This is a genomic window from Citrobacter sp. C13, assembly GCF_014596815.2.
In the GTDB taxonomy this organism is placed as follows: Bacteria; Pseudomonadota; Gammaproteobacteria; order Enterobacterales; family Enterobacteriaceae; genus Citrobacter; species Citrobacter portucalensis.
Genome location: NZ_CP115024.1, coordinates 1,661,287 through 1,682,150 on the forward strand (window position 1 = coordinate 1,661,287; position 20,864 = coordinate 1,682,150).

The 20,864-nt window shown below is 52.2% G+C and carries 18 protein-coding genes; 10 read left to right on the top strand and 8 right to left on the bottom strand.

The window, feature by feature from the left end; translation table 11 throughout:
- Nucleotides 1-116 precede the first annotated feature (116 nt).
- Nucleotides 117-1,583 carry a fructuronate reductase gene (locus IB222_RS07795; RefSeq protein ID WP_149384776.1) on the bottom strand — a complete coding sequence of 489 codons (1,467 nt, stop codon included), beginning with the start codon at nt 1,581-1,583 and terminating at the stop codon, nt 117-119.
- A gap of 302 nt (nt 1,584-1,885) precedes the next feature.
- Here IB222_RS07795 and IB222_RS07800 point away from each other — a divergent pair, with 302 nt between their 5' ends.
- A complete protein-coding gene (locus IB222_RS07800; protein ID WP_000019448.1) occupies nt 1,886-2,866 on the top strand; it encodes an IS5-like element ISKpn26 family transposase in 981 nt (326 codons plus the stop codon).
- Between the two features lie 128 nt (nt 2,867-2,994).
- Nucleotides 2,995-4,176 (top strand): mannonate dehydratase, encoded by a 1,182-nt coding sequence (gene uxuA / locus IB222_RS07805; protein WP_149385121.1) that lies wholly within the window; start codon nt 2,995-2,997, stop codon nt 4,174-4,176.
- Between the two features lie 45 nt (nt 4,177-4,221).
- Here uxuA and IB222_RS07810 read toward each other — a convergent pair whose 3' ends face one another.
- A complete protein-coding gene (locus IB222_RS07810) occupies nt 4,222-5,694 on the bottom strand; it encodes a PLP-dependent aminotransferase family protein (RefSeq protein ID WP_149385114.1) in 1,473 nt (490 codons plus the stop codon).
- A gap of 165 nt (nt 5,695-5,859) precedes the next feature.
- Here IB222_RS07810 and torC point away from each other — a divergent pair, with 165 nt between their 5' ends.
- From torC to torD, 3 genes are read left to right on the top strand one after another with little or no spacing between them, the layout of a single operon-like run.
- The gene (torC, locus tag IB222_RS07815) at nt 5,860-6,993 is read left to right on the top strand and encodes a pentaheme c-type cytochrome TorC (RefSeq protein WP_149385115.1); all 1,134 of its coding nucleotides are present in this window, start codon (nt 5,860-5,862) and stop codon (nt 6,991-6,993) included.
- 9 nt (nt 6,994-7,002) lie between these two features.
- On the top strand, nt 7,003-9,501 hold the full coding sequence (gene torA, locus IB222_RS07820; protein WP_149385116.1) for a trimethylamine-N-oxide reductase TorA: 2,499 nt from the start codon (nt 7,003-7,005) through the stop codon (nt 9,499-9,501).
- Entirely contained in the window at nt 9,491-10,123 is a 633-nt protein-coding gene (gene torD / locus IB222_RS07825) for a molecular chaperone TorD (protein WP_063940528.1), read from the top strand. Before torA ends, torD begins: the two co-directional genes overlap by 11 nt.
- Nucleotides 10,124-10,178: 55 nt before the next feature.
- Here the strand turns inward: torD and yeiP are convergent, their stop codons facing one another.
- Nucleotides 10,179-10,751 (bottom strand): elongation factor P-like protein YeiP, encoded by a 573-nt coding sequence (gene yeiP / locus IB222_RS07830; RefSeq protein WP_003027452.1) that lies wholly within the window; start codon nt 10,749-10,751, stop codon nt 10,179-10,181.
- 157 nt (nt 10,752-10,908) lie between these two features.
- Between yeiP and IB222_RS07835 the strand changes: the two genes are divergently transcribed.
- Nucleotides 10,909-11,163 (top strand): YkgJ family cysteine cluster protein, encoded by a 255-nt coding sequence (locus tag IB222_RS07835; RefSeq protein WP_081364641.1) that lies wholly within the window; start codon nt 10,909-10,911, stop codon nt 11,161-11,163.
- Here IB222_RS07835 and setB read toward each other — a convergent pair.
- Together setB and IB222_RS07845 are read right to left on the bottom strand one after the other, a co-directional pair.
- Nucleotides 11,160-12,341 carry a sugar efflux transporter SetB gene (setB, locus tag IB222_RS07840; protein WP_057066526.1) on the bottom strand — a complete coding sequence of 394 codons (1,182 nt, stop codon included), beginning with the start codon at nt 12,339-12,341 and terminating at the stop codon, nt 11,160-11,162. The two genes, IB222_RS07835 and setB, sit on opposite strands and share 4 nt — an antisense overlap.
- Before the next feature lie 102 nt (nt 12,342-12,443).
- Nucleotides 12,444-12,689 (bottom strand): hypothetical protein, encoded by a 246-nt coding sequence (locus tag IB222_RS07845; protein WP_166465285.1) that lies wholly within the window; start codon nt 12,687-12,689, stop codon nt 12,444-12,446.
- Between the two features lie 20 nt (nt 12,690-12,709).
- Between IB222_RS07845 and fruB the strand changes: the two genes are divergently transcribed.
- The 3 genes from fruB to fruA are packed head-to-tail and all read left to right on the top strand — an operon-like array spanning nt 12,710 to nt 16,483.
- Nucleotides 12,710-13,840, top strand: a complete 1,131-nt coding sequence (gene fruB / locus IB222_RS07850) for a fused PTS fructose transporter subunit IIA/HPr protein (RefSeq protein WP_003834546.1) — start codon at nt 12,710-12,712, stop codon at nt 13,838-13,840.
- The gene (gene fruK, locus IB222_RS07855; RefSeq protein WP_003834544.1) at nt 13,840-14,778 is read left to right on the top strand and encodes a 1-phosphofructokinase; all 939 of its coding nucleotides are present in this window, start codon (nt 13,840-13,842) and stop codon (nt 14,776-14,778) included. The genes fruB and fruK overlap by 1 nt, the downstream gene beginning before the upstream one ends.
- Nucleotides 14,779-14,794: 16 nt before the next feature.
- Nucleotides 14,795-16,483, top strand: a complete 1,689-nt coding sequence (gene fruA, locus IB222_RS07860) for a PTS fructose transporter subunit IIBC (protein WP_149385117.1) — start codon at nt 14,795-14,797, stop codon at nt 16,481-16,483.
- A 106-nt stretch (nt 16,484-16,589) separates the two neighbouring features.
- On the opposite strand, the gene IB222_RS07865 is transcribed toward fruA, so the two are convergent.
- Both IB222_RS07865 and IB222_RS07870 read right to left on the bottom strand, forming a co-directional pair.
- A complete protein-coding gene (locus tag IB222_RS07865; protein ID WP_063940523.1) occupies nt 16,590-17,888 on the bottom strand; it encodes an anaerobic C4-dicarboxylate transporter in 1,299 nt (432 codons plus the stop codon).
- 75 nt (nt 17,889-17,963) lie between these two features.
- Complete coding sequence (locus tag IB222_RS07870) at nt 17,964-18,683, bottom strand: amino acid racemase (RefSeq protein WP_149385118.1); 720 nt, start codon at nt 18,681-18,683, stop codon at nt 17,964-17,966.
- Nucleotides 18,684-19,036: 353 nt separating this feature from the next.
- Here IB222_RS07870 and hypT point away from each other — a divergent pair, with 353 nt between their 5' ends.
- Nucleotides 19,037-19,948: a hypochlorite stress DNA-binding transcriptional regulator HypT gene (gene hypT / locus IB222_RS07875; protein ID WP_149385119.1), complete on the top strand. Its 912-nt coding sequence runs from the start codon at nt 19,037-19,039 to the stop codon at nt 19,946-19,948.
- A 32-nt stretch (nt 19,949-19,980) separates the two neighbouring features.
- On the opposite strand, the gene nfo is transcribed toward hypT, so the two are convergent.
- Complete coding sequence (nfo, locus tag IB222_RS07880) at nt 19,981-20,838, bottom strand: deoxyribonuclease IV (RefSeq protein ID WP_149385120.1); 858 nt, start codon at nt 20,836-20,838, stop codon at nt 19,981-19,983.
- Between the last annotated feature and the right edge of the window lie 26 nt (nt 20,839-20,864).

Consider the following 20,864-nt stretch of genomic DNA (forward strand, 5'->3'; position numbering starts at 1 on the left):
TACTCCAGAATCATAAATTACCGTAATGGCATTTAACAATCCTGGCGAAAAACGGGGAAAAAGAGAAGGGGGGAGAGGACGAAGAGGCGCTTCGTCCTGCTTAATGGCAGAAATCGTTAACTTTTTAACGTCTCAATGACAGCCTGATGCGCACCGTATTGGGCAATGCGTTGCCAGGCCTGCTGAATGGCCGCGACAAACTGCGGATTCTGTACGAGATCGGTGGCGAAAATCTCGCGCAGCGAAAGCAGGGCGTTGACGCGTTCTGACTCTGTGCTCTGTTTAACCAGAGCGGCAATTTTCTCACTCAACGGGTCACGAACATCAATAGCGGTGCCTGAATCATCCACGCCGCTCACATAACGCATCCAGCCTGCGACGCCGAGCGCCAGCAGTGGCCACTCACTTTGGCGGGCTAAATGTACGCGGATCCCTTCCAACATGCGCTGGGGTAATTTCTGGCTACCGTCCATCGCGATTTGCCAGGTTTTATGTTTCAACGCTGGGTTGGCAAAACGCTCCAACAGGCTTAGGGCATACTGGTCTAAATCCACATCGGTAATTTGCAGCGTGGGTGCCTGTTCGTTGAGCATCAGGCGGTAAGCGGCTTCACGAAAAGCGCTGTCCTGCATACAGTCGCTGATGTGCTGGAACCCGGCCAGATAGCCGAGATAAGCAAGAAACGAATGACTGCCGTTCAGCATCCGCAGTTTCATTTGTTCCCACGGCAACACATTTTCGACCATCTGGACGCCGGCCGTTTCCCATTGTGGGCGGCCACACACAAAATTATCTTCAATCACCCACTGGATAAACGGTTCGCAGCTGATTGCGCAAGGATCGGCAACCCCCAGCTCGCGGGCAATTTCGGCCAGTGACTCTTCAGTGGCGGCAGGGACAATGCGGTCGACCATGGTGCCTGGGAAACTGACATGTTCCTGAATCCAGGTTGCCAGTTCTGGTGAACGTTTCTCCGCCATTCCAAGGACGGCGTTTTTTACCACATGACCATTGTCCGGGATGTTATCGCAAGAGAGGACGGTAAACGGCTGTAGCCCGCGTTCACGTCGGCGGTGTAGGGCTTCAACAATAATTCCGGGGGCGGAGTGCGGTTCAGTCGGTGTTTGCAGATCGTGAGCAATACGTGGATTACTGAGGTCTAACGAGCCTGTCGCCGGATCGATGCAGTAGCCTTTTTCAGTGATGGTTAGCGAGACAATAGCCACCTGAGGTTCGCAGAATTTTTCGATAATGGCCGCCAGCGAATCCAGCCTGGCGTTGAGACATTCGTTGACGGCGCCGATAACAATTGGCTGGTTGCGGTTGGCCCCTTTTTCCAGCACGGTAAATAAATGATCCTGTTCGCGCAGTTGGCTCATCAGTCGATCGCCGCTGAACAGACTGATCTCACAAATACCCCAGTCTCCACCCTGCGCATTCAGCACCCTGTCGGTTAGTAACGCCTGATGGGCGCGGTGAAAAGCACCGAAACCAAAATGCACAATCCGCGTTTTTAATTGCTGGCGGTCGTATTGCGGCATCATGACATTTTCCGCCAGTGGCGCTGAGGCAATAGTTTTCATTTAATACACCTGATTAACCATAAATTAACAATGGCAGTATAAAGTTATATGACAACAAATTGAATTGGTGTGCCTCATTTATCCGGGGAATGTGAGCTTGATCAACCAATCATCGGCAATGTGTTGATCGGTTGACGGATGCCTGTATGGTAGTCGTCATTAAGATGATTTAATTTGGTATAACAACTTGTGAGGTGAAACAATGGAACAAACCTGGCGTTGGTACGGACCTAAGGAAGGTGCGAACAAGTTCCTGATATGAGATCATCATATTCATCCGGAGCGCATCCCAGAGGGACATCATGAGCCATCAACTCACCTTCGCCGATAGTGAATTCAGCACTAAGCGCCGTCAGACCCGAAAAGAGATTTTCCTCTCCCGCATGGAGCAGATTTTGCCATGGCAGAATATGACCGCTGTCATCGAGCCGTTTTATCCCAAGGCGGGCAATGGCCGACGGCCCTATCCGCTGGAGACCATGCTGCGTATTCACTGCATGCAGCATTGGTACAACCTGAGCGACGGTGCCATGGAAGATGCCCTGTACGAAATCGCCTCCATGCGCCTGTTTGCCCGATTATCCCTGGATAGCGCCCTGCCGGATCGCACCACCATCATGAATTTCCGCCACCTGCTCGAGCAGCATCAACTGGCCCGTCAATTGTTCAAGACCATCAATCGCTGGCTGGCCGAAGCAGGCGTCATGATGACCCAAGGCACTTTGGTGGATGCCACCATCATTGAGGCACCCAGCTCTACCAAGAACAAAGAGCAGCAACGCGATCCGGAGATGCATCAGACCAAGAAAGGCAATCAGTGGCACTTTGGCATGAAGGCCCACATTGGTGTCGATGCCAAGAGTGGCCTGACCCACAGCCTGGTCACCACCGCGGCCAACGAGCATGACCTCAATCAGCTGGGTAATCTGCTTCATGGAGAGGAGCAATTTGTCTCAGCCGATGCCGGCTACCAAGGAGCGCCACAGCGCGAGGAGCTGGCCGAGGTGGATGTGGACTGGCTGATCGCCGAGCGTCCCGGCAAGGTAAAAACCTTGAAGCAGAATCCGCGCAAGAACAAAACGGCCATCAACATCGAATACATGAAAGCCAGCATCCGTGCCAGGGTGGAGCACCCGTTTCGCATCATCAAGCGGCAGTTCGGCTTCGTGAAAGCCAGATACAAGGGGCTGCTGAAAAACGATAACCAACTGGCGATGTTATTCACCCTGGCCAACCTGTTTCGGGTGGACCAAATGATACGTCAGTGGGAGAGATCTCAGTAAAAACCGGAAATAACGCCAGAAATGGTGGAAAAAATAGCCTAAATAGGCTGATTCGATGTGTTTGCGGGAAAAAAATCGGCCCAGATCCGCGAAATTTTAATCAGCGAGTCAGCTTGGGAAGAAATGACCTGCTTATTCGCACCTTCCCTAACGATCCGGTATCGCTTGATGATGTGCGTCAGGCTGGCGCAACGGGTGTTGTGACCGCCTTGCACCATATTCCTAACGGTGAAGTGTGGCCGGTAGAAGAAATTCAACAGCGTCAGGCCATTCTGGCTGAAAAAGGGCTGACCTGGTCGGTGGTGGAAAGTATCCCTGTCCACGAAGATATCAAAACGCGTTCAGGTCAATTTCAAACGTGGATTGCCAACTATCAGCAGAGTATCCGTAATCTGGCGACCTGTGGTATCGATACGGTGTGCTATAACTTCATGCCGATCCTCGACTGGACGCGTACCGACCTCGAATATCAGCTGCCGGATGGTTCCAAAGCGCTGCGTTTTGACCAGATTGCTTTTGCGGCCTTCGAACTTCACATTCTGCAACGCCCGGGAGCTGAAGCGGATTATACCGCCGAAGAACAACGCCAGGCGCTGGACTACTTCAATGCCATGAGTGATGCAGAAATTGAAAAGCTGACCCGCAATATCATTGCTGGGCTGCCAGGTGCAGAAGAGGGCTATACGCTGGATCAGTTCCGTGCGCGTCTCGCTGAATATGACGGCATCAGCAAGGACGATCTGCGTGATAATATGGCGGTATTCCTGCGGGCGATTGTGCCAGTGGCAGAAGAAGTCGGCGTGCGTCTGGCCGTGCATCCTGACGATCCGCCGCGCCCGATCCTCGGCCTGCCGCGTATCGTTTCGACTATCGAAGATATGCAGTGGCTGAAAGAAACGGTCGATAGCATTAATAACGGTTTTACCATGTGCACCGGTTCTTACGGCGTGCGCGCTGATAACGATCTGGTGAAAATGATCGAAACCTTTGGCGATCGAATCCACTTCACACACCTGCGCTCAACCTGTCGTGAAGATAACCCGAAAACCTTCCATGAAGGTGCGCACCTGCAGGGCGATGTGGATATGGTATCGGTGGTGGCTGCCATTTTGAGCGAAGAGCAGCGGCGTAAAAAGGCGGGCGACCTGCGTCCTATCCCGATGCGCCCGGATCATGGACACCAGATGCTTGACGATCTGCACAAGAAAACTAATCCGGGCTACTCTGCGATTGGTCGCCTGAAAGGCCTGGCAGAAGTCCGCGGCGTTGAGCTGGCGCTGAAACAAACGCTGTTCCGCGACCTGCTGTAAGTCTAACCACAGGGATTGCGCGACAGGCGCGATCCCTGTTATTCATCAAGGCTGCGCAAGCGCCTGCTCCAGCACTGTCAGCACTTTATTGATCTGCTGTATCTGCAATCCACCAAATCCAAAAAACATAACAGCATCGCTGTTCTCTTTGCGCCAGGCGGCTTCTGATCCATTTTCTATATCCGGCAGAGTGTCGAAACGGATCCCGGCCAACAGGCAGCTTTGTTGCAGCCTGGCTATGAATTCGGTATGTCTGGCAATGCGTAACGAGAGGTGCAGACCTGCCGTTGCGCCAGCGATTTTCCCTTCGGGAAACAGAGTGGAAAGGCCATCGCGTAACAGGGCGAGGCGCGTCGCATAGCTGCAGGCCAGCTTGCTGATATGCGTATAAAACACCTGATTTTGCATCAGCTCGGCTAAAAATTGCTGCAACAACCACTGACTGCCGTTGTTATTGAGCGCTTTCATATTCTGTACCGCCGGAAGCAGTTCATCAGGGCAAATAAGATAGCCAAGCCGTGCGCCTGGCCCCAGCGTTTTAGAAAATGTCCCCATGTAGATAACCCGGTTGTGATAATCCATGGCTTTCAGCGCGGGAAGGGGATTTTCCCCATAGGTAAAAACGGCATCGTAATCATCTTCAATGATGTAAGCGCCGACGCGTTGCGCCCACGTTAATAATGACTGACGGCGCTCCAGCGAAAGTACATTTCCCATCGGATACTGATGCGCTGGAGTAACATAACAAAGCTGGGTTTCATACTCGGGTAAATTATCTGTTTGCAGCCCGAGGTTATCTACGGCGATTGACGTAATGTCTGCACCGTAATAATTGAAAAGATGCCATGCGCCAGAATAACAAGGGGATTCGGTCACAATATGGCACTTTTTTTGCTGACTGACAGCATGGTGAATAATAAATATTTGGCTGAGCAGTGATAATCCTTCCTGAATCCCGTTGGTAATGATGATGTTCTCTGCTCGGGTATTAATTCCGCGGGATAAATTAAGGTATCTGACCAATTGCTCACGCAATGAAAATAATCCATTTGGTGAATGATATCGGGTAAATAATTGTTCTTTAAGTATGCTTGGAGCATTATTCCATTTCCGCCAGCTTGACCAGGGAAAAGCGTTGGGATCGGGGACGCCCATCCGGCAGTAGCACTCTCGTCCAGGCTCGGCGTAAACATCGGTAGAGACCCCGGCAGCTTTAGGTTTTGTGGGCGGAGAACCCTGGGTAACGGGCACAAGTGTTGGTGTTATACGTACAGGCGTTGTGAATATCACTTCATAGCCAATACCGTGTCGGCTCTTGATTAACCCTGCAGCCATAAGCTTATCATAGGCCATCACTACCGTTATTTTGGCTACGTTCAATACCTGAGCCTGCTCGCGAATAGAGGGAAGCTTATCGCCACAAAGCAAATCTCCCCGCTGAATAGCCTGGAAATAAAATTGAAAAATTTGCAATTGCAGCGGAGTGCGGAGTTCTCTATTGAGCGTTAATGTAAGCATGAGGAATTCCTTATTAATATATGGCCACTATATTACGAATTTCTCGTTTTTACTATTTGATACACCTCATGGAGTAGTGGCTGTTCCTATAACTTGCTATCGCTGTCTCTATTTTTGGTTTTTATTATCCCTTAGCGTGTCGCTATTAAAAAAATGGAGGCAAGCATGTCGTGGATAAGAAAGAACGCATTGTGGTGCGTATTGGCTGGGGCGGTGGCAATGGCCCTGGCTATTTGGGGAACGTGGCAAGGCGTTCATTACACCAGTACCACCGAATTTTGTTTATCGTGTCACTCGATGCGCACGGCTGGAGAGGAATATAAAACCAGCGTGCATTTTCGCAACGCATCTGGCGTGCGGGTTGAGTGTAAGGATTGTCATATTCCACCGGGCGTTATTCCAACGCTTATTCGTAAAACTGAAGCCTTAAACGACCTCTATCACACCTTTATTTCTCCTTCTATCGATACTCCTGAAAAGTTTGCTGCCAAACGCCCGGAGCTGGCCCAGCGGGAGTGGGCGCGCATGAGCGCGAATAATTCAGCGGCGTGTAAATCCTGCCATAGCTATGAGGCAATGGATCATGGCAAGCAATCGGCAAATGCGGCGGCGCAAATGACCGCAGCGGCAGCAAAAGACAGTAACTGTATCGATTGTCACAAAGGAATTGCCCATCACAAACCCGATATGAGCAGCGGTTTTCGCGATCGCTATAAGCAACTACAGCGTCAAGGAGATACGCCAACGGATGCGACCACGCTGTTCTCATTAAGCGAAAAATCACTGGCGGCAACGGCAGAGAGTCCGGCCGGGAAGGCGCTGTTATTTCCCGCCACCGAGGTCAAGGTGCTGAAAAAAGAAGGCCGTAACGTGCAGCTCGAAATCACGGGCTGGCGTGAAAGCAAAGGACGCGGACGGGTGATCACCCAGTATATGGGGAAACGCGTTTTCTCCGCCGTTCTCGATGAGCCCCTGATGGCGAACGTAAAAGTGCTACAAACCCAGGTCGATCCTGACTCACATCAGGAATGGCAGCAGGTGAGCGTCACCGCCTGGACCACCGATCAGGACTTTATCAACACGCTCGCGCCAATCTGGGAGTACTCAGATCAAATGCTGCAATCCACCTGTAGCGCCTGTCATAGCACTCCTCCTACAACCCGATATACCGCTAACGGCTGGATCGCCGGACTGAAAGCCATGTCGACCTATTACCGGCTTAATCCGGTGGAGGAACGTACGTTGTTGAAATACCTCCAGACCCACGCCAGTGATGTGTCTGAAACCAACAAAAAGTAAGGATAATGTATGGATATTCATGACTTTAATCCGTCCCGCCGCCGTTTTCTTAGCGGTATGTTGGCGGTGGGTGCTGCCAGCGCACTGGCGCCTAATCCGCTGATATCAAAAGTGTGGGCGGCGGGGGAAAATCCCGAACAGTGGATTCAATCTGGTTCGCACTATGGCGCTTTTGAAGCCAAAGTGGTCAACGGTGAGTGGACCGAAACCCGTCCGTTCAAACATGACAAATACCCCTGCGATATGCTGAACGCGGTGCGTGAAGTGGTTTACAACCCGTCGCGGGTGCGCTACCCAATGGTGCGTCTGGACTGGTTGCGTAAGCGTGAGAAGTCGGATCGCAGCCAGCGCGGAGATAACCGTTTTGTACGGGTTAGTTGGGATCAGGCGCTGGATCTGTTTTACGAAGAGCTGGAGCGGGTGCAAAAAACCTATGGCTCATCAGGCGTATTTACCGGGCTTGCCGACTGGCAGATGGTGGGCAAATACCATAAAGCGGGCGGGGCGATGGACCGGGGACTTGGCCTGCATGGTAGCTATGTGACAACCGTCGGCGACTATTCTGCGGCAGCGGCACAAGTCATTTTACCGCATGTGATTGGTTCGCTGGAAGTTTATGAGCAGCAGACGTCGCTTCCGCTGGTGATTCAAAACAGCAATACCATCGTGCTGTGGGGCTGCGATCCGATCAAGAACCTGCAGATCGAGTTTTTGGTTCCCGATCACGATGCGTTTGGCTACTGGCAGCAGATTAAAGAGGCGGTAGCGCAGGGTAAGATGCGCGTTATCAGTGTCGATCCGGTGCGTAGCAAGTCGCAAAACTTTCTTGGCTGCGAGCAGTTGGCGTTGCGGCCACAAACCGATGTGGCGTTAATGCTGGCGCTGGCGCATACCTTGTACGAAGAAAAATTGTACGACACGGCGTTTATTACCGATTACACCGTCGGCTTTGAGCAGTTTTTGCCGTATCTGCTGGGCGAAGCCGATAAACAGCCGAAAAATGCCGAATGGGCGGCAGAAATCTGCGGCCTGACGGCAGAGCAGATCCGAGACTTCGCCCGCCTGTTGGTGAAAGGCAGGACACAGTTTATGGGCGGTTGGTGCGTACAACGCATGCACCATGGTGAGCAGTATCCGTGGATGCTGGTGGTGCTGGCCAGCATGGTCGGTCAAATTGGTTTGCCCGGCGGCGGGGTAGGATTTGGCTGGCACTACAACGGTGGAGGTACGGTAACATCCGCCGGGCCTGTGCTCTCTGGACTGGGAGGGATCACGAATCCCCCGCAGGCAAAGTACAACGCGGATTTTCGCGGCGCATCGGAGCATATCCCCACTTCACGTATCGTTGACTGCCTGCTTGAGCCGGGCAAAAAGGTTGCCTTTAACGGCGAGACGTTAACATGGCCTGACATCAAAATGGCGATCTACAGTGCGGCAAATCCATTTCATGCGCAGCAGGACAGGAATCGCATGATCGACGCGTGGAAGAAGCTGGAAACCGTGGTGGTGTTGGATCATCAATGGACCGCGTCGTGCCGATTCGCCGATATCGTCCTGCCCGTTACCACCCGCTTTGAACGTAACGATATTGAGCAGTTCGGTACGCATTCGAATAAAGGGTTGATGGCGTTGCATCAGATCGTCAAACCGCAATATGAAGCGCGACATGATTTTGATGTGTTTGCCGGGCTGTGTAAGCGCTTTGACAAGGAAGCGGTGTACCGAGAAAACCGTGATGAAATGCAGTGGATACAGGTGCTTTATGATGAAGGCGTGAAGATGGGAGCGTCGCTCGGTGTCTCATTACCGGATTTCACAACGTTCTGGCAGGGTGACGGATATATTGAATATCCGCCGGGTCAGCCGTGGGTACGGCACGGTGAGTTTCGCGACCAGCCAGACCTGAATCCGCTGGGAACGCCGTCAGGTCTGATTGAAATCTACAGCAAAACCATCGCGGGCTTTGCCTATGAGGATTGTCCGGGGCATCCGGTGTGGATGGAACCCTTTGAGCGTACCCATAGTGGCAAAAAAGATAAATACCCGCTGCATCTGCAATCCTGCCATCCGGATAAACGTCTGCATTCCCAACTGTGCTCTAGCGAGGCGTTTCGCAACACCTATGCGGTTGCCGGAAGAGAGCCGCTTTATATCAGTGAACAGGATGCCACCGCTCGTGGCTTAAAAGCCGGTGATATCGCCCGCGTTTATAACGCTCGTGGTCAGGTACTGGCTGGCGTGGTTGTCAGTCCGGATTTTTCCCCTGGCGTGATTCGTATTCATGAAGGCGCATGGTATTCCCCGCAGGAAGGAGGGAAAGCCGGGACATTATGCACCTATGGCGACCCGAACGTGCTGAGCGCGGATATCGGTACTTCACAGTTGGCCCAGGGGCCTTCAGCACATACTGTGCTGGTGGAGGTCGAGCGTTATCAGCAGAAAGCCCCGCAGGTGACGGCTTTCGGTGGTCCGCAGATTGTGAAAGAGGAGGGGACCAGTGCAGCATAAGCAAATTCATCAGCAGCGGGCGGCTGTGTACCAGTGGTTTTCGCAACTGTTATTTCGTGAGCTGGATGAAAAACAGCTCGCCAGTCTGGAAAACGGCGATAGCCAGGCTTGGATTGCCTCACTGGCGGCGGTTCCTGGAGTGTCTGCCGAGGTTAAACGTTTTGAGCGTAGCCTGGGCCGGGTTTTGCGGCGCGACTCCCGTCAGCTGGAGCTGGCAGCAGATTTTGCCTCGCTGTTTCTGCTGGCCCCGCCGGCTAGTGTTTCTCCCTATGCAGGGCACTATCCACACACGACAGCGGCAGAAGAACGTCGGCAAATGAATGTGTTGCTGATTGAGCAAGGTCTGGCAGCGAGAGAGAATGAGCCCTCCGATCATATTGCCGTGCAGTTGGCATTAATGGCGAGGATGGTTGCTAAAGAGGAGAGGCTATCGGCGCAATATTACTTTTTGCATCATCATATTCTGTGCTGGGCACCGTTATTTCGCGACGCTTGTCTGGTGCGGGATAACGAGGGGTTTTATCCTCAGGCGGTTAATCTGATAGTGCGTTTTATGCAAGAGGATGAACAGTATCTGGAGTCATTGTTGATGGATGATTTTTATCTCAGCAGCCAGCGCTGAAAATGAAAAAAGGGACAGCCTGCGCTGTCCCTTGCCGTCACTGCGCAGCAGAAAATTAATCTGCACGGCCCATATAGCGACGTTCTTCGATATGAATACGGATTTTTTCACCCGCACTTAGATACTCAGGAACCTGGATCACCAGACCGGTGCTCAGGGTTGCTGGCTTGTTGCGCGCGCTCGCTGAAGCGCCTTTAATACCCGGTGAGGTTTCAACGATTTCCAGGTCTACAGTCTGCGGCAGTTCAAGCGCCAGCAGTTGGCCGTCCCAGGTCAATACCTGCATGTCCGGCATACCGCCTTCCGGCATGAACAGCAGCTCTTCTTCAATCTGGTCTTTGGTGAAGGTATACGGGGTATAGTCTTCTTTATCCATAAAGATGTATTCGTTGCCATCGACGTAGGAGAAATCAACGCCACGACGGCTCAGAGTGACGGTATCCACGATATCGTCGCCTTTGAAGCGCTCTTCAACTTTCAGACCGGTACGCACATCAGAAAAACGCATTTTGTACAGCGTGGCAGCACCACGTGCAGACGGTGATTGAATATCGATATCTTTTACAATCAGCAGTTTGCCGTTGTAGTTCAGTACCATACCTTTTTTAATTTCGTTCGCTCTTGGCATCGAAAAAATCCTGTAGTGAGGAGTGTCTAAAATATCGCGTAAAACTACTCGCGCCGGGGCATTCAGGCAAGCGGAATTCATGCTTTTGCTGGTGCAAAAAAGGTGGTACTGTGCCCTTCCCGCACAATCCGATGGTTTACGATAAAGAGAGTACTGTATGGAATGCCGTCCGGATTGTGGTGCATGCTGCACCGCGCCTTCAATCTCCAGTCCCATCCCCGGTATGCCTGATGGCAAGCCCGCTAATACGCCCTGCGTTCAGTTGGATGAATCCCTGCGCTGTAAAATTTTTGCTTCACCGCTGCGACCAAAAGTGTGCGCCGGTTTACAGCCCAGTGCGGAAATGTGCGGGCGGACGACGCACCAGGCCATGGTTTATCTCATCGAGCTTGAAGCGCTGACCGCGCCTTAAACGTCCTTGATGCGCGCCAGGCATACGACGGTGGCGACGATCATCACCAGCGCAAACCAGAACACCGCGTGATAGTTCCAAATTTCAGCGGCAATTCCCGCCAGCGATCCGGCAATAATCCAGCCCACGCGAATGGTATTCGTATAGAGGGTGGTGGCTGAACCCGCCTGTCCCGGCATCAGGTCCTGGAAATAGAGCATACCAATCCCGCCGAGAATACCGATGTAAATCGCGTTCAGCAGCTGTAAGCCAAGCAATATCGCCGGAGAGTGAGCCAGCAGCATACCGGCATAAAAGAAGAATCCGGCAACGACGGCAATTCTCATCAACAGACGTTTACCCAGACGCTTTGCAAAATAGCCAGCAATCAACATGGTCGGGATTTCCAGACCGGCTGCGGTGCCCATCATGATGCCAGCCAGTTTTTCCGGCAGATGCAGTTCGTTGATGATAAACAGCGGCATATTAATGATATAGAGACTATTGGTTCCCCACATTAATGTGCAGATAACAAACAGCAGCAACGTGTCGCGTCGATTGCGGCGCGGGGCCTCAACTGCGCCTGTCGCGAGAGGCACGTTTTTACTCATTGAGGGTAAAAACAGCCAGACCATTACGCCGCAGACAACAAACGCCACCGCCGCGCTGAGATACATCACTGTAAAGCTGAATCCCATGGCCAGCGCGTAGGCCAGCGGCGGGCCAATTACCCAGGCTAGCGAAACCTGCGCACGTAATATTGAGCTGAACATGACGGCTTCCCGACCTGTGCGGTCGGCGTGTTCACGGGCGAGAGCAAACATTTGCGGGTTGGCGGTCGATCCAAAGCTGCTGAGGAATACCCCGACAAACAGCAAGATAAAATAATTACGATTCCAGGCAAACAGCACGCAGGCCAGCATCCCCAGCACGCAGCAAAACACAATCAGGTTCTTGCGATCGCCTTTTCTATCTGAACGTCCGGCCAGAAACTGACTTACCAGAATGCCGATCACAGCGCTACCGGTAAAAAAGAACCCGACCATGCCGGGACGGGCGTGGACTTCATCCGTCAGAAAAAGGCTGAGCGTTGGCGTCTGCAACGCACCGGCGATACCCGTCAGAAATGCGACAAGCAGGAACGCCGAAGACGTTAAATCAAACGCCTTGGGTGTGGCGGCTACGGGGGTGTTATGCATGTTTTGATATCAATGATGTGAAGAGACGCGGAGTTTACGCCGCTTGTCAGAAAATAAACAGGGAGCCAAATCAAAATCGGCATCAAAAATCAAAATAGCATTTCAGTCAAAGAATGCTGCTTGCTGACGTTGCTGAATCTGACAAGCTGACGGCGTTTTTGCGTCAGCAATTTTTTCTCCTCCGCAGAGAAAATGTGCGTTATCTCTAAATTCAGCAAGTAATTTGTCAACTTTACTTGTGTGCTGAAGAAAAAAGAGCAAGACTTCTTGAAACGTTTCAGCGTCATCTTGCCTTAACTGATGGAGTCGGGTGACGCCTTTTTTCTCATGTTGGCTGAATCGTTTCAATTCAGCGGGAGAGGAGAATCATGTTCCAGTTATCTGTTCAGGATATTCACCCGGGCGAACAGGCCGGGAATAAAGAAGAGGCTATTCGCCAGGTTGCCGCTGCCTTAGTGCAGGCGGGTAACGTCGCGGAAGGCTACGTCGATGGCATGCTGGCGCGCGAACAACAGACGTCCACGTTCCTCGGCAACGGTATTGCGATTCCTCACGGTACGACGGACACGCGCGATCAGGTACTGAAAACCGGTGTGCAGGTATTTCAGTTTCCGCAGGGCGTGACCTGGGGCGAAGGGCAGGTTGCTTATGTGGCAATCGGCATCGCCGCAAGTTCTGATGAACACCTCGGTTTACTGCGTCAGCTGACACACGTGCTGAGCGATGACTCCGTCGCTGAACAGCTGAAATCTGCGACCACGGCGGAAGAACTGCGTGCGCTGCTGATGGGTGAAAAGCAAAGTGAACAGCTGAAGCTTGATAACGAAACGCTGTCGCTGGATGTCGTGGCCAACTCGCTGGTGACGCTGCAGGCACTCAACGCGGCACGGCTGAAAGAAGTCGGTGCGGTTGACGCCACCTTTGTGGCCAGAGCAATCAATGAGCAACCGATGAATCTCGGTCAGGGGATCTGGCTGAATGACTGTGCTGAAGGTAACGTGCGTAGCGCCGTTGCGGTTAGTCGTGCAGCAACAGCGTTCGATGTACAAGGTGAAGCGGCAGCCTTGCTGGTGACCGTCGCCATGAATGACGATCAACCGGTTGCGGTGCTGAAGCGCCTTGGCGATCTGCTACTGAATAATAAAGCTGACCGTTTGTTGAAAGCTGATGCGGCAACGGTGCTGGCGTTGCTGACCAGCGATGACGCCTTAACTGATGATGTACTGAGCGCCGAATTTATTGTGCGCAATGAGCATGGTTTACATGCCCGCCCGGGCACCATGCTGGTGAATACGATTAAACAATTTAACAGTGAAATTACCGTGACAAATCTTGATGGAACCGGCAAACCGGCGAATGGACGCAGTCTGATGAAAGTTGTGGCATTAGGTGTGAAGAAAGGACATCACCTGCGTTTTACTGCACAGGGCGAAGATGCTGAACAGGCGCTGAAGGCGATTGGCGAAGCCATCGCAGCAGGTCTTGGGGAGGGCGCGTAATGAGCAGACGTGTTGCTACTATCACCCTTAACCCGGCCTACGACCTGGTGGGTTTCTGCCCGGAAATTGAACGCGGTGAAGTGAACCTGGTTAAAACCACCGGTCTGCATGCGGCAGGGAAAGGGATCAACGTCGCTAAGGTTTTGAAGGATTTAGGTATCGATGTCACTGTGGGTGGCTTCCTGGGTAAAGACAACCAGGATGGTTTTCAGCAGTTGTTCAGCGAGCTGGGCATTGCCAACCGTTTTCAGGTCGTGCAGGGCCGTACCCGTATTAACGTCAAGCTGACCGAAAAAGACGGTGAAGTATCTGACTTCAACTTCTCCGGCTTTGAAGTCACCCCGGCTGACTGGGAACGCTTTGTAAATGATTCGCTGAGCTGGCTAGGCCAGTTCGACATGGTGTGCGTCAGCGGCAGTTTGCCAACCGGCGTGAGCCCGGAAGCCTTCACCGACTGGATGACGCGCCTGCGTAGTCAGTGTCCTTGCATTATCTTTGATAGTAGTCGTGAAGCGTTGGTAGCAGGTCTGAAAGCGGCGCCATGGCTGGTGAAGCCAAACCGTCGCGAACTGGAAATCTGGGCCGGTCGTAAGCTGCCGGAAATGAAAGATGTGATTGAAGCGGCGCATGCGCTTCGCGAGCAGGGGATCGCTCATGTGGTGATTTCACTCGGCGCGGAAGGTGCGCTGTGGGTTAACGCCTCAGGCGAGTGGATTGCTAAACCGCCGTCAGTTGAGGTGGTCAGCACCGTCGGTGCGGGTGATTCAATGGTTGGCGGTCTGATTTACGGCCTGCTGATGCGTGAGTCCAGCGAACATACCCTGCGTCTGGCGACGGCTGTTGCCGCCCTGGCGGTAAGCCAAAGTAATGTAGGCATTACCGATCGTCCTCAGTTGGCCGCAATGATGGCGCGTGTCGACTTAAAACCGTTTAACTGACAGCAGGAGAGGCATAATGAAAACGCTGCTGATTATTGACGCTAATCTCGGCCAGGCTCGCGCTTACATGGCGAAAACCCTGCTTGGAGCGGCGGCACAGAAAGCACATCTGGAAATTATTGATAATCCGAATGATGCCGAACTGGCAATTGTTCTGGGCGATACGCTTCCTGCCGACAGTTCGCTGAATGGCAAAAAAGTCTGGCTGGGCGACATTGGTCGTGCGGTTGCGCATCCTGAACTCTTCCTTAGCGAAGCTAAAGGCCATGCAAAACCCTACAGCGCCCCGGTTACAACAGCACCTGTGGCCAGCAGTGGTCCAAAACGCGTGGTGGCGGTGACGGCGTGTCCGACCGGTGTTGCTCATACGTTTATGGCCGCTGAAGCGATTGAAACTGAAGCGAAAAAACGTGGCTGGTGGGTGAAGGTTGAAACCCGAGGTTCTGTTGGCGCAGGTAACGCTATTACGCCGGAAGAGGTGGCTCAGGCTGATCTGGTGATTGTGGCAGCTGACATTGAAGTTGATCTGGCGAAGTTTGCCGGCAAACCGATGTATCGCACCTCTACCGGTCTTGCGTTGAAGAAAACAAAGCAGGAGCTGGACAAAGCGCTGGAAGAAGCAACACCGTACCAGCCAACCGGTAAAGCGCAGACTTCAGCAACCGAAAGTAAGAAAGAGAGCGCGGGGGTGTATCGTCACCTGCTGACGGGCGTCTCTTATATGCTGCCGATGGTAGTTGCTGGCGGCCTGTGTATTGCACTCTCGTTCGCTTTTGGTATCGAAGCGTTTAAAGAGCAGGGTACGCTGGCGGCGGCGCTGATGCAGATTGGCGGTGGTTCAGCCTTCGCGCTGATGGTGCCGGTACTGGCAGGTTATATCGCGTTTTCCATCGCTGACCGTCCGGGTCTGACGCCGGGTCTTATCGGCGGTATGCTGGCGGTAAGCACCGGTTCCGGCTTTATTGGCGGGATTATTGCTGGTTTCCTTGCCGGTTATGTGGCGAAGCTTATCAGCACGAAGCTGAAACTCCCGCAGAGTATGGAAGCGCTGAAACCGATCCTGATCATTCCGCTGTTCTCAAGCCTGGTGGTTGGCCTGGCCATGATTTACCTGATCGGCAAACCGGTGGCGGGTATTCTGGAAGGTTTGACTCACTGGCTGCAAACCATGGGTACGGCCAATGCGGTGCTGCTTGGCGCGATTCTCGGCGGCATGATGTGTACCGACATGGGTGGTCCGGTTAACAAGGCGGCGTATGCTTTCGGTGTGGGTCTGCTGAGTACACAAACTTATGCGCCGATGGCGGCCATCATGGCTGCGGGTATGGTACCTCCGCTGGCTCTGGGTCTGGCAACGCTGGTTGCGCGTCGTAAGTTCGACAAAGCGCAGCAGGAAGGCGGAAAAGCTGCGCTGGTACTGGGCCTGTGCTTTATCACCGAAGGGGCAATCCCGTTCGCTGCCCGTGACCCAATGCGCGTTCTGCCTTGCTGTATCGTTGGTGGTGCGATTACCGGGGCTATCTCGATGGCGGTGGGTGCGAAGCTGATGGCGCCACACGGCGGGCTGTTTGTCCTGTTAATCCCAGGTGCAATCACGCCGGTGTTGGGATACCTGCTGGCAATTATTGCCGGTACGCTGGTAGCCGGTCTCTCCTACGCGGTGCTGAAGCGCCCGGAAGCTGAGGTTGTGGCAAAGGCGGCCTGATTTAACGTCAATACCAGGGGCAGAGAATTCTCTGCCCCTTTTTTATGCTTTTACCTATACCGTTGCAGCATCGCCACAATAATCCATCCAGCCTTAATAAAACGGGTCAGGTAATCATTGGCGCGATGATAAAACCAAAGGCAACGCCAGCAATGATCCCACCCAGTCCTGGCAGCATAAACGGATGGTTTAAGACATACTTGCCCACGCGCGTTGTCCCTGTGGTGTCGAACTCCATTGCCGCCAGCGAAGTTGGGTATGTTGGTAGAACAAACACCCCGGTTACCGCCACATAGGAGGCCAGAATTGCCCATGTAGGCACGCCGAGCGCAACGGCCAGAGGGATGATCAGCGGCGTGGTGGCGCCTTGCGAGTAGAGAAGCGCACAGGTACCAAACAGCACCAGTGCCAACAGCATGGGATAAGCCCGTAGAATATCGCCTGCGATATCCTTAATCTCCGCTAAGTGGGCATCAATGAAGGTCGTTCCCAGTGTAACAATCCCGAGAATGACCGCCAGTGAACTCATCCCTGATCTAAACGTGGATGTCAGGACAATAGCATCGGTTGATGTTTTGCATAACACCACCATCAGGCAAGCGGCAGCCAACATACAGATAATGATGATATCCCGGGTATTCATTGGGTTGCCTGCATCGAATCCAGGGCGTAGCTGCGGGCAGGCGGCAAGAATAACGATGACGACCGTTGCCAGCATAAACAGGGCGACCGAGAGTTTGGCACCCGGCGTGGTGCTGTTTTGCCCTTCATATTTACGCACTAATCCTTTTTGCAGGCGTTCCAGATAGACTTCATCATCCTGAAGCTCGCATCCCTGACGTGAGGCGATAAAAGCGGCAACCATCGCGGCGACAAACGAAGCTGGTAGACATACCGCCATGACCTGAATAAAGGTGATACCGTTGCCCTCCATAATGGTCAGCATCGCCGCCATTGCGGCACTGATCGGCGAACCGGATATCGCCACCTGGGAGGCGACTACGGATCCGGCGAGCGTACGAGAAGGGCGGATACCGGACTCTTTGGCGACTTCGGCAATCACTGGCAGGGTAGAAAATACAATGAACCCTGTTCCGGCCATTATGGTCATCGACCAGGTGATAATCGGTGCAATAATATTGATATATTTAGGGTTACGCCGCATGAAATTACCGGCAACACGAACCAGATAGTCCATACCTCCTGCGGCCTGTAGCGCCGATGCTGCCACGACAACTGTCATAATAATAAGGATAACGTCAACGGGTGGCGAGCCAATTTGCAGATCAAATCCCAACGTTAAAATAGCCAGCCCCAGACCACCGCATAAACCGATACCTATTCCGCCGAGGCGGATACCAAAAAATATTGCACCCAACACGACGATAATTTCTAACCAAACCATAATGGCCTCCGCCAGAGAATAATTTGTTATTAAAATAAGTGGTTGTTTAATGCTTTATTAATCTGGTAATGGCTGTTATTGCGCCAGAAGATGATGTTTGCCAACTCGTTTTTCGTACCATTTAATACCGGCGCGAACTAATGATCCGGTTGAGTCAATATATTTATCTGGAGACTTTCTGACTGCGTCGGCAAGAATGACGGGGACTTCAGTACATCCCAGTACAATGATTTGTGCGCCGCGTGAGAAGAGCACTTCAGCCTGTTCACTCATCAGCGTTTGTGCCCGCTTAAGGTCGCCGGCTTTTAAGCAATAAATACTTTCCATGACCTTTTCCTGATCGGATGAATCAGGACTGATGCAGGTTAAACCAAGAGATTCTATGCCTTTTTGGTAGAGTCCCATGTAAAGGGTGGCGTTAGTAGCAAGTAAACCGATACGTGATTTTCCGCAGTTTTTGACCTCATTCATGGTTGTTTCAACGATACTGAGTAACTCTGTATGACAGCACTCTTTTAATTCATTAAACCAAAAATGGGCGGTATTACAGGGGATCACAATACACTCCGCACCAGCATCTTCCAGTTTGTGCATATAATCACGCATTGCCGGAAGTGGGGAATGACCATGATGCATTAACGCATCAGTTCGGTCTGGAATATCAGGGATGGATGAAATAATTAATGGGATATGTTCCTGATCGCGTTGCGCTGCGGTAAAGATGACGAATTTATTAAAAAGATCGACGGTTGCAGCAGGCCCCATACCACCAAGTACGCCAATTAAACCTTTCACGATATATACCTCTAATTTACCGATATTTAATATTCAGAGCTGGTGTCTATCTGGTGCTTATGTTTAACAGCAGAGTGTCGTGAGGAGAAATGCAATAATGTTTGGTTTAATGCAAAAAACGCATGAGTGTGATGTCTTTTACCACCTCAGCAGGCCGGTAATCAGCCAGAGGCCCGACGTTACGCGGTGGGTGAGCGGTCGTGGTCGATGAGTAAAGAAACATGTTAATGTCAAAAATGAAGGCATTATGCAAAAAACGAATCACCAGATACTGATGTTGAATATCATCTCCGGGAATATTCAGGCATGATGCTTAAGACTAATCGACATATTTAAACATCCGCGTGACAGGCATGAAAAATATCGAGACAAAATGGTTATATGATTTTCTGACGCTGGAAGCGTGTCGTCATTTTTCCCAGGCCGCGGAGGAGCGCAACCTATCCCAACCGGCATTTAGCCGGCGGATCAAGGCGCTCGAATCCGCTGTTGGGGTGCTGCTGTTTGACCGTACGACGAGTCCACTGCAGCTGACGGAGGAGGGTAAGTTATTCCATTCGCAGACCCGTAGCCTGCTGCAACAACTGGAATGCAATTTAGATGAGCTAAGTGGTCACAACCTGCTTGGCGTTCCCAATATCAAAATAGCGGCGGCACATTCTTTGTCGCTGACGATGTTGCCCAGATTAGTACATTCAATGTCGGCATGGGGCGAGGAGTTTGTTTACCACGTCGAAGCGATTGACGTAGTCCAGGCGGTGAATACGCTGCGCGAGGGGAAAAGTGATTTTATTATCTCCTTTCGCGATGAAGACTTAATGCAGTCACCTTTCTGCGGCTTGAAGGTTTTTGAGTCTGAGCTGTATCCCGTCTGTGCTGCGGATGCACAGGGTAAGGCGTTGTTTGATATCTATCAGCCGCAGGTGCCGATTCTGAACTATACCAGCACTTCCTACATGGGAAGATTGGTTAACCGTCACCTGGCGGAGGTGGGCAGTATTTCTGCGCGTACGCTGTTTATGTCTTCGATGAGTGAGCTATTGAAGAATATGGCATTAGATGGTCATGGTATCGCCTGGCTGCCAGCGTGGACGATCGTGAACGAATTGCGCGATAAGCGCCTGGTTTGTCTGGACACGCCGGAGTTGATGGTGCCTATTCAGGCCTATATTTACCGAATGGATACCCGCTTGAATAAAACGGCTGAGCATTTCTGGCGGATTTTGTACAACCATATGCCAGAGAATCTGGTTACGCTCACTTGATACGCGCCAGCTTGTCTGGCGCGCGGAGATCGTTACGCCACTGCTTTTTCTGTTTGCTGGGCTTTCAGCCAGGCAATCTCTTCGGCCCAGATATCCGGATTAATGGTTTCCAACACCATTGGAATACCGTCAAAACGATTATCCTGCATAATCCAACGGAAGGCATCATGGCCAATATTGCCCTCACCCAGGCTGTGATGACGGTCAACGCGACTGCCAAACGCGATCTTGGCGTCGTTCAGGTGCATACCGCGTAGATACTTGAAACCGACAATACGTTCAAATTCCGCAAACGTTTTTTCGCACTCTTCTGCGGAACGCAAATCGTAACCCGCCGCGAAAGCGTGGCAGGTATCAATACAAACGCCAACACGGGACTTATCTTCGACGCCGTCGATAATGGCGGCCAGGTGCTCAAACTTGAATCCCAGATTACTACCTTGTCCGGCGGTATTTTCGATAACTGCCGTAACGCCCTGGGTCTGAGCGAGGACGATGTTGATGGATTCGGCAATGCGCGCCAGACACTCATCTTCCGGGATCTGCATCAAATGGCTGCCAGGGTGAAAGTTCAGCAGGGATAAGCCAAGCAGTTCACAGCGTTGCATTTCATCAAGAAACGCATCACGCGATTTTTCCAGCGCATCGCTGACCGGGTGACCGAGGTTAATCAGGTAACTGTCGTGAGGCAGGATTTGTGCAGAGGTGTAGTGGTACTTCTCACAGGCAGATTTGAAATCATCAATGATTTCGGTGGTCAGCGGCGCGGCACGCCACTGGCGCTGATTCTTGGTGAACAGGGCGAATGCGGTCGCTTCGATTTCTGCGGCTCGAATAGCGGCGTTAGCCAGACCGCCAGCGGCGCTTACGTGCGCTCCGATGTATTTCATAAATTTAACCCGCCATACTCAAATAC

Coding starts and splice junctions, on each gene's coding strand:
- IB222_RS07795 (WP_149384776.1), bottom strand. CDS start 1,583: ATGAAAACTATTGCCTCAGCGCCACTGGCGGAAAATGTCATGATGCCG.
- IB222_RS07800 (WP_000019448.1), top strand. CDS start 1,886: ATGAGCCATCAACTCACCTTCGCCGATAGTGAATTCAGCACTAAGCGC.
- IB222_RS07810 (WP_149385114.1), bottom strand. CDS start 5,694: ATGCTTACATTAACGCTCAATAGAGAACTCCGCACTCCGCTGCAATTG.
- torC (WP_149385115.1), top strand. CDS start 5,860: ATGTCGTGGATAAGAAAGAACGCATTGTGGTGCGTATTGGCTGGGGCG.
- torA (WP_149385116.1), top strand. CDS start 7,003: ATGGATATTCATGACTTTAATCCGTCCCGCCGCCGTTTTCTTAGCGGT.
- yeiP (WP_003027452.1), bottom strand. CDS start 10,751: ATGCCAAGAGCGAACGAAATTAAAAAAGGTATGGTACTGAACTACAAC.
- IB222_RS07835 (WP_081364641.1), top strand. CDS start 10,909: ATGGAATGCCGTCCGGATTGTGGTGCATGCTGCACCGCGCCTTCAATC.
- setB (WP_057066526.1), bottom strand. CDS start 12,341: ATGCATAACACCCCCGTAGCCGCCACACCCAAGGCGTTTGATTTAACG.
- fruB (WP_003834546.1), top strand. CDS start 12,710: ATGTTCCAGTTATCTGTTCAGGATATTCACCCGGGCGAACAGGCCGGG.
- fruK (WP_003834544.1), top strand. CDS start 13,840: ATGAGCAGACGTGTTGCTACTATCACCCTTAACCCGGCCTACGACCTG.
- fruA (WP_149385117.1), top strand. CDS start 14,795: ATGAAAACGCTGCTGATTATTGACGCTAATCTCGGCCAGGCTCGCGCT.
- IB222_RS07865 (WP_063940523.1), bottom strand. CDS start 17,888: ATGGTTTGGTTAGAAATTATCGTCGTGTTGGGTGCAATATTTTTTGGT.
- hypT (WP_149385119.1), top strand. CDS start 19,037: ATGAAAAATATCGAGACAAAATGGTTATATGATTTTCTGACGCTGGAA.
- nfo (WP_149385120.1), bottom strand. CDS start 20,838: ATGAAATACATCGGAGCGCACGTAAGCGCCGCTGGCGGTCTGGCTAAC.